The organism is Candidatus Methylomirabilota bacterium (assembly GCA_035260325.1).
In the GTDB taxonomy this organism is placed as follows: Bacteria; Methylomirabilota; Methylomirabilia; order Rokubacteriales; family CSP1-6; genus AR19.
The window spans coordinates 1-8555 of record DATFVL010000044.1 but is presented as its reverse complement, the minus strand read 5'-3'; the positions used below and the strand labels follow the sequence as shown (position 1 = coordinate 8555).

Genomic DNA, 8555 nt, shown 5'->3' with positions numbered 1-8555 from the left:
CGCGGCGGCCGGCGCGTTCGTCGTCTCGCTCGACTCGATGGTCAACATCGCCTTCCCCGCGATCGCCGCGGCGTTCGGCACGCCGCCCGAGCGCGTGCGCTGGATCATCGTCTGCTACGTCTTCACCTACGCCGTCATGTCCTTCGTCGGCGGCGCGGCGGCCGACCGTCTCGGCCACGCCTCCGTGCTGAAGGCGGGCATGGCGCTGAGCGTCGCCGGCTTCCTCCTCGTCGGCGCCGCGCCGACCTTCGGCTGGGTCCTGGCGGGACGCGCCGTGCAGGGCGTCGGCGCGGGGCTCGTCTACGGGACGACCCCGGCGCTCGTGACCGCAGGCGCGCTCGAGGCCGCGCGCGGGCGGCGCCTCGGATTCCTCGCGGCCGCGATCGGCCTCGGCTTCGCGCTGGGCCCGCTCCCCGCGGGCGTGCTCGTCGAGGCCTTCGGCTGGCGGGCGGTCTTCCACGTCCGCGTGCCGCTCATGCTCGCGGCGCTCGCGTGGGCGCTCGCCGGCCTGCGCGCGCCGCGCGTGGCGGCGGCGCAGCCCATGGTCGCCGGACGCGACGTCGTGCGCGCGCCGGTGCTCCGGGCGTGCGCGCTCGCGTTCGTCGCCAACGCCGCCATCTTCGCGATCTGGCTCCTCGCGCCGTTCTACCTGGTGACGGTGCGCGGGCTCCGGGCTTCGCTCGTCGGCGCGCTCTTCACCCTCACGCCGCTCGGGACCGCGCTCGGGGCGGCCTTCGCCGGGCGGCTCACCGACGCGCTCGGGCCGGCGGTCCCGATGCTGGCCGGGCTCGCGCTCGAGACCGCGGGCCTGCTCGGCCTGGCCACAGCAGGCGCGGCGACGCCGCTCGGTCTCGTCGCGCTCGCCCTGTTCGCGGCGGGCTTCGGTCTCGGCGCCTTCCAGGTGCCGAACCAGGCGGGCGTGATGGCCGCGTTTCCGGCCGGCCAGCAGGGCGCGGCCGGCGGACTCTCCTTCCTCGCGCGCACGCTCGGTGTCGTCGCGGGCGTCCTCGTGCTCGCCGGGGCGTTCGCCGCCCGCCGTGCGGCCGCGGGTTTCGAGCCGGCGTTCGCCGAGGCGCTCCGCCTGGCGGCGACGGTCCTCGCCGTGGCGCTCGCGGCGGAGCTCCTCGCACGCTATACTCGCCGGCGATGATGAATCCGATCCGGGTCCTCGTCCCGCTCGGGTCCGCCGCCGTGGAGGTCAAGCCGCTCGCGCGGAGGCGGCCGAGCCTCGCCGGCCTGCGCGTGGGGATCCTCGACAACTCGAAGCCCAATGCCGACGTGCTGCTCGCGCGCGTCGCCGAGCTCCTCGCCGAGCGCGCGGGCGCGCGCCCGGCCGCCGTGTGGCGGAAGCCCGGCGCCTCGAACCCCGCGACGGTCATCGACGAAGTCGCCGGCGCCGCGGACGTCGTCCTGACGGGATCGGCCGACTGAGGGTCCTGCACGTCGTGGAGTTTCCACGACGCGGCCGAGCTCGAGGCGAAGGGCGTCCCCGTGGCCATCCTCGGGACCGACGCCTTCGTCTCGCTCGGCGACGCGGCGGCTCGCTCGCTCGGGATGCCGCACCTCCAGCTCGCGACGGTCCCGCATCCGCTCGGCGGCATCGACCCGAAGCTCGCGCGGGCGAAAGCCGAGGCGATCGTCGACCGGGTGATCGCGGCGCTGACGCGTGACCCGGCGCCGCCGGCGGCGGCGCCCGCGCAGGCCGCCGCGGCGGCCGTCGCCGCGCCCGCCGAGATCGACGCCTTCCAGGACTTCGCCGTCGCCGAGGGCTGGTCGGACGGGCTGCCGGTGCTGCCGCCGACCGAGGAGCGCGTCGCGCGCCTCCTCGGCGGCCTCGCGGCTCGCCGCGGCGAGGCGGTCGCGACGCTCGCGCCCCGTCGCGGGCTCGCGACGCTCGAGGCGATCGCGGTGAACGCGGCCCTGGCGGGGGCGCTGCCGGAGCACATGGCCGTGATCGTCGCCGCCGTGCGCGCCGTCGCCGAGCCGCGCTTCAACCTGAACGCGATCCAGACGACGACCCACCCCTGCACGCCGCTCGTGATCGTCAACGGCCCGATCGCGGGACGCCTCGGCATCTCGGGCGGCGCGAACGCGCTCGGCCAGGGGCACCGGGCGAACGCCGTGATCGGCCGCGCCGTCCGCCTGATCCTTCAAAATGTCGGCGGCGCGCGGCCCGGGCGCGAGGACCGCGCGACGCTCGGCCACGCCGGGAAGTTCTCCTACTGCCTCGCCGAGAACGAGGCCGCGTCGCCGTGGCCGCCGCTCCACGTCGAGCGGGGCTTCGGCGCCCATGAGAGCTGCGTCACGGTCTGCGGCTCGGAGGCGCCCCACAACGTCAACGATCACGGCTCGACCACGGGCGACTCGCTCATCCGGGCGCTCGTCGGCACGGCGGCGACCACGGGCAGCAACAACATCTACATCGGCGGCGAGCCGCTCGTCATCCTCGGCCCCGAGCACGCGCAGACGTTCGCCGGGTCGGGCTGGTCGAAGGCCGACCTGCGGCGGGCGATCTGGGAGCGCGCGCGCGTGAGGCTCGACCGCTTCAGCCCGGAGAACCTCGAGCGCTTCGCCGTGACCGACCCCGCGCGCTTCAAGGGCCGGCTGCTCGCGGACGAGGTGGCGCTCTGCGCGAGCCCGGACGACATCATGGTGATCGTCGCGGGCGGGCCGGGCAAGCACTCGGCGATCGTGCCGACGTTCGGCGCGACGCGCTCGGTGACCGCGCGGATCGACGCCTGAGGCGGGTCGCCGGCGGCCATCGCTTGCCCCGCCCGCGGGGTGGTGATAGCGTGGCGCGCAGTTGCAGGGCGAGCCGCAGGAACGGAGGGGCGGATGGCTAGCACGCTCACGTCGACGCGCTACAAGGTCCAGGACGCCGCCGACGCCATCGAGTTCTGCTTCCAGCAGGGGTGGACCGACGGCCTGCCCGTCGTCCCGCCGACCGCCGATCGCGTTGCCGCGATGCTCGAGGCGGCGCGGCTCGACCCGAAGCAGCAGGTCGGCTTCGTCGCGCACCGGGCCGTGTCCATCACGGCCGAGAAGGTCGCGATCAACGCGGTGATGGCGGGCTGCAAGCCCGAGTACATGCCGGTCGTCGTCGCGGCGGTCGAGGGCATCGCCGATCCGCGCTGGAGCTACCACGGGCCGGGCACGTCCACGGGGGGCGCGGCGGTGCTGATGATCGTCAACGGCCCGATCGCGCGCGAGCTCGACGTCCACGCCGGTGACAACCTCTTCGGTCCCGGCTGGCGCGCCAACGCGACGATCGGGCGCGCGGTGCGCCTGGTGATGCGCAACGTCTGCGGCTCGGTCCCGGGCACGCTCGATCGCGGCACGCTCGGCCACCCCGGCAAGCTCTCGTACGTGATCGCCGAGAACGAGGCGGACAGCCCGTGGACGCCGCTCCACGTGGAGCGCGGCTTCCGCGCCGAGCAGTCCACGGTCACGGTGATCGCGGCGGACGCGCCCCACCAGTTCTACAACCAGCTCTCCAACACCGCCGAGGGCGTGCTGACCACGCTCGCCGACGACATGAGGATCTCGGGCACCGTGATGGGCCAGGCGACCTACGTGCTCGTCCTCGCCGGCGAGCACATGCGGACGATCGCCGGCGACGGTTGGGACAAGAAGCGCATCCGCCAGTTCGTCTGGGACAACACGCAGAACTCCCACGCGCACCTCAGGCGCACGCAGCGCATGGCGGGGCCGATCCAGCCCGGCGACGAGACGAAGCTGCGCCCGCTCGTCGCGTCGCCCGACGACATCTTCGTCGTCGCCGCGGGCGGCCGCGCCGGCGCGTTCTCGGCCTACATCCCCGGCTGGGGCAGCGCCAGGAACTCTCAGGCGGTGACCAAGGAGGTCAAGCGATGATCGAGCTACTCGATCCGAAGGTCGAGACCAAGGCCAGTCCCATCGCCTACGTGGACCGGCCGCGCTCGCTCGAGGGCAAGCGCGTCGCCCTGATCGAGAACACCAAGTTCAACTCCGACAAGCTCCTGGTGCGGATCGGCGACATCCTGAAGCGCGAGTACGGGGTCGCCGAGTGGAAGCTCTTCCGCAAGCACAACTCGTCCGTCCCCGCGCACGACGAGATCATCCAGGAGGTGCGGAAGACCTGCGACGTCGTCGTCGCGGGCGTCGGCGACTGAGGCTCCTGCTCGTCGGGCAGTGTGCTCGACGGAATCCTGCTGGAGAAGGCGAGCGTGCCCTCGGCCTCGATCGTGACGGACGTCTTCGAGGTGACGGGAAGGGCGATGGCGGAGCAATGGGGCGTGCCGACGTACAGGTTCCTCGCGATGCCGCACCCGATCGCGAATCTCACGGAGGCGCAGCTGGATCAGCGGGCGCGCGAGATCGCGCCGGAGGTCGTGAAGCTCCTGCTGCAGGGGCAGGAGTAGCTGCGGCCGCGTTCCGGCCCCCGTGGTGGTGCCGGAACGCGCACGTGCAGACCGTCTGGGGTCCGCTCTTCCGCCCACGCGGGCGTCTCCGCGTGCGGCGGGAGCGCGTGACCACGCGCGACGGCGACTTCGTGGACCTCGACTGGGCCGACGGCGACGGCCGGCCCGGCGCGCCGCTGCTGCTCGTCCTACACGGGCTCGAGGGCTCCTCGCGCTCGCACTACGCCCTGAGCCTCATGAGGCTGGCGCAGGCGCGGCGCTGGCGCGCGGTCACCCTGAACTTCCGCTCCTGCAGCGGCGAGCTGAACCGGCGGCCGCAGTTCTACCACTCGGGCCACACCGACGACCTCGAGGACGTGTTGGCACTCGTGCTGGCCCGCGAGCCCGCGACGCGCCTTCTGGCGGTCGGCATCTCGCTCGGCGGCAACGTTCTCCTGAAGTGGCTCGGCGAGCGCGGCGCGGGCGCGCCCCGCGGCCTCGCCGGCGCCGTCGCGATCTCCGTCCCGTACGACCTCGGGCCGTGCGCGCGCGTGCTCGACCGGGGGCTCCGGCGGCGCGTCTACACGGCGAACTTCCTCGCCTCGATGCGCGCGAAGGTCCGCGGGAAGGCGCGCCGCTCGCCCGAGTTCGCCGCGCTCGTGGACCTCCCGCTCGCGCTGCGGGCGACCACGTTCGCGGAGTACGACCGCGCCGTCACCGCGCGCCTCCACGGCTTCGCCGACGAGCGCGACTACTGGGTGCGCGCGTCGAGCGGCCCGTACCTCGGCGGGATCCGGCGCCCGACGCTCCTCCTGAACGCCCTCGACGACCCCATCGTCCCGCCCGAGGCGCTGCCTGACCCGGGGTCGCTCCCGGCCTGCGTGCGCGCCGAGTTCCCGCGCCGCGGCGGCCACGCCGGGTTCATCGAGGGCCGCTGGCCGTGGCGCGTCGGCTCGTGGGCCGAGCGGCGCGCCGTCGAGTTCCTCGCCGGAGTGCTCGCCGAGCCGCCGGGCATCTGCTAGATTGCCCGGCGTGTGGCGTGACGCCTACGGGCTGCCCGTGACGGCGTCCTCGCGGGACGCGCTCGCGACCTACGACCGCGCGGTCGAGGCGCTGCTCGGCTGGGACGCGCGCGCGCTCGAGCTCTTCCGCGCCGCGCGCGCCGCCGATCCGGCCCTCGCGGTCGCGCACGCGGGCGAGGCGGTCTGCCTCTTCCTCGAGGAGCGCTTCGCCGAGGCGCAGGACGCGGCCGCGACGGCGCGCGCCGCGGCGGGCGTCCAGAGCGCGCGTGAGCGCCGCCACGTCGAGGCGCTGGCCCTCCTCGTGGAGGGCAGGACGCACGACGCCGAGGCCGCGATGCGCGAGCACCTCGGCGACCACCCGCGCGACCTCGTCGTCTTCCAGCGCCTCTACTTCGTCTGGTTCTGGCAGGGCCGGTTCCCCGAGATGCTCGACCTCTCGACCGGGCTTGCGCGCCACTACCCGGGGACCTCGTTCATGCCCGGCATGCACGCGTTCGCCCTCGAGCAGGCGGGCCGCTGCGACGAGGCGGTGCGCGTGGCGCAGGCCGCGATCGTCCGGAACCCGCTCGACGCCTGGGCCATCCACGCGCTCGCCCACGCGATCTACGAGATGGCGGCGTTCGACACGGGGATCACGCGGCTCCCGCCCGCCATCCACCCGTGCACGAACCTGAACTGGTTCAGGAACCACCTGCTCTGGCACCTCGCCCTGATGTACCTCGGGCGCGGCGACTACGCCCGCGCGTCCGGGCTGACCCGCGCGGTGTTCGAGCGCGAGCCCTCGTCCATCCCGGGCGACCTCCACGACTCGATCTCGCTGCTCTGGCGGCTCGAGCTCTGCGGCACGGACGTAACGGCGCGCTGGGCGCCGTTCACGGCGATCGCGGGCGCGCGCCTCGACCGCCAGGGCTTGCTCTTCCACGCGGCCCACCTCGCGATGGCCCTCGCGGCCGGCGGCGACTGGGCGACGGCGGAGACGCAGCTCCGGATGCTGCGCGAGCGGAGCGCGCGGGACCGCTCGGGTCTCACCGGTGGAGTCCTGGTGCCGCTCGTCGAGGGGATCCACGCGTTCGCGCGTCGCGACTACCGGGACGCGGCGGACCGCCTCGAGCCCGTGGTCCCGCGCGTCGTCGGACTCGGCGGCAGCCGCGCGCAGCGCGACGTCTTCCACGACACGCTCCTCGAGGCGTGCCTCCGGGCCGGGGACGGCGACCGGGCGCGGCGGTATCTGGAGCTGCGCCTGCACCGCCGTCCCGACCACTACTGGAAGGCGCGCGCCGCCGGGCTCAACTGATCCGCCCGATGGCCCGTCCCGCCCGCCGGGCGGCGCTCCTCCTCGCCGCGGCCCTCCTGGCCGCGTGCGCCACCGCCCGGGGCCGCGACGGCGGCCTCGTCCACGTCACGCTCCTGCAGATCAACGACATCTACGCCCTCGAGCCCGTGGATGGCGGCCGGCGGGGCGGGATGGCGCGGCTCGCCACGCTCGTGAGCGCGGCGCGCCGCGAGAACCCGAACACCCTCTTGGTCCTCGCGGGCGACGCGCTCTCGCCGTCGGTCATGTCGGCCTTCTTGAAGGGCGAGCAGATGGTCGCCGCGCTCAACGCGATCGGCCTGGACCTCGCGGTGTTCGGCAACCACGAGTTCGATTTCGGCCCGCGCGTCCTCGCCGAGCGCATGGGCGAGTCGAAGTTCGTCTGGCTCGCCTCGAACGTCGTGGACCGGCGCACCGGCCGCTTCTTCGGCGGGGCGTGGCCCGATCTGCTGCTGACGTTCGAGGGCATCCCCATCGGCTTCCTCGGTCTGACGATGCCGGAGAGCGCGACGCTGTCGAGCCCGGGACCGGACGTCGTCTTCGGTGAGCCGCGCGCGGTCGCCCGGGCGATGGCGGCCGGCCTGCGGGCGCGCGGCGCCCGGCTGGTCGTCGCCGTCACCCACCAAGCGATGCCGCAGGACCGGGCGCTCGCCGCGGCGGGCGACGTGGACCTCATCCTGGGCGGCCACGAGCACGAGCCGCTGATCGCCGAGGAGGGACGCGCCCTCATCACCAAGGCGGGCTCGGACGGCCGCTACCTCGTCCGCGTGGATCTCCGGCTCGCGCGCGACGGCGCCCTCGTCGAGCGGGCGGCGGAGTTCCGCGAGGTGAGCGCCCGCGTCGCGCCCGACCCCGCGGTCGAGGCGCTCGTGCGGAGTTACGCGGCGCGGCTCGACCGCGAGCTCGACGTCGTCGTCGGCCGCACGGCGGTCCCGCTCGAGGCGCACGGCGCGAAGCTCCGCACCGGCGAGACCAACCTCGGCGACTTCGTCACGGACCTCATGCGCGAGCGGCTCGCGAGCGACGTCGCGCTCGTTAACGGCGGCGCGATCCGGGGCAACCACACGGTGCCCGCGGGTCCCGTCACGGGCCGCGACGTCGCCGGGCTCTTCCCATTCGCCAACGTGGTCGTGAAGCTCGAGATGCCGGGGCGCGCGCTCCGCGCGGCGCTTGAGCACGGCCTCGCCCAGGTGGACCGCCAGGGCGGTGGCTTCCTCCAGGTCTCCGGCGTGCGCCTCGTGTGGGACGCGCTGCGCCCCGCGGGCTCGCGCATCACGGCCGCCGAGGTCGGCGGCCAGGCCCTCGCCGACGACCGGGCCTACACGGTGGCCGTGCTCGACTACCTCTACCGCGGCGGCGACGGCTTCGCCGAGTTCGCCGCGGCGCGGACGCTCGTCGGCGAGGAGAGCGGCCCGCCGCTCGCCAACCTCGTCCTCGACGCGATCGCGAGCCGCGGCACGATCGCGCCGGAGGTCGACGGGCGCATCCAGCGGAGCGCCGCGCCCCGGTGAGGCCGCCGGCGATTGACCGCGCGTCCGGACTTCGCCTATGGTCAGTCGAGGTCACGGGGTGATGGCTCTCGGCGGCGGGGGGCGGGTGGCCCGTTACGCTCCACTCGCGCTGCTCATCGCGGTCGGGGTCGGGATCGCGCTCGCCGGCTTCGCGCTCGTGCGGGGGTGGGAGCGGGCGCGCCTCGAGGCCGAGTTCGAGCGGCGCGCCCGGGGCCTCGCCGCGGCCGTCGAGAAGGGGCTCGCCAGCGACCTCGAGGTCCTCTACGCGATCCGGGCGCTCGTCGAAGTCTCCCCCGAGGTGGACGCGCGCGCCTTCCGGAGCTTCGTCCAG

At 74.8% G+C, this 8555-nt stretch carries 10 protein-coding genes; all 10 read left to right on the top strand.

All coding sequences use genetic code 11. The features are described from left to right. The coding region (locus VKG64_03220) for an MFS transporter (GenBank protein ID HKB24041.1) at window positions 1–1150 on the top strand (1150 nt) is incomplete at its 5' end. Beyond that, the gene (locus VKG64_03215) at window positions 1147–1431 is read left to right on the top strand and encodes a hypothetical protein (protein ID HKB24040.1); all 285 of its coding nucleotides are present in this window, start codon (window positions 1147–1149) and stop codon (window positions 1429–1431) included. The genes VKG64_03220 and VKG64_03215, both read left to right, overlap by 4 nt. 60 nt (window positions 1432–1491) lie before the next feature. Continuing rightward, window positions 1492–2742, top strand: coding sequence for a hypothetical protein (locus tag VKG64_03210; protein ID HKB24039.1), 1251 nt, complete (start codon window positions 1492–1494; stop codon window positions 2740–2742). Between the two features lie 93 nt (window positions 2743–2835). Further along, window positions 2836–3873: a hypothetical protein gene (locus VKG64_03205; GenBank protein HKB24038.1), complete on the top strand. Its 1038-nt coding sequence runs from the start codon at window positions 2836–2838 to the stop codon at window positions 3871–3873. Beyond that, entirely contained in the window at window positions 3870–4151 is a 282-nt protein-coding gene (locus VKG64_03200; GenBank protein HKB24037.1) for a hypothetical protein, read from the top strand. The genes VKG64_03205 and VKG64_03200 overlap by 4 nt, the downstream gene beginning before the upstream one ends. 21 nt (window positions 4152–4172) lie before the next feature. Continuing rightward, window positions 4173–4400, top strand: coding sequence for a hypothetical protein (locus tag VKG64_03195; GenBank protein HKB24036.1), 228 nt, complete (start codon window positions 4173–4175; stop codon window positions 4398–4400). A 44-nt stretch (window positions 4401–4444) separates the two neighbouring features. Next, window positions 4445–5401 carry an alpha/beta fold hydrolase gene (locus tag VKG64_03190; protein HKB24035.1) on the top strand — a complete coding sequence of 319 codons (957 nt, stop codon included), beginning with the start codon at window positions 4445–4447 and terminating at the stop codon, window positions 5399–5401. 10 nt (window positions 5402–5411) lie between these two features. Beyond that, window positions 5412–6695: a hypothetical protein gene (locus VKG64_03185; protein HKB24034.1), complete on the top strand. Its 1284-nt coding sequence runs from the start codon at window positions 5412–5414 to the stop codon at window positions 6693–6695. Between the two features lie 8 nt (window positions 6696–6703). Continuing rightward, entirely contained in the window at window positions 6704–8224 is a 1521-nt protein-coding gene (locus VKG64_03180) for a 5'-nucleotidase C-terminal domain-containing protein (GenBank protein HKB24033.1), read from the top strand. A gap of 85 nt (window positions 8225–8309) precedes the next feature. Next, a partial coding sequence (locus tag VKG64_03175; protein ID HKB24032.1) for a hypothetical protein occupies window positions 8310–8555 on the top strand: 246 nt, incomplete at its 3' end.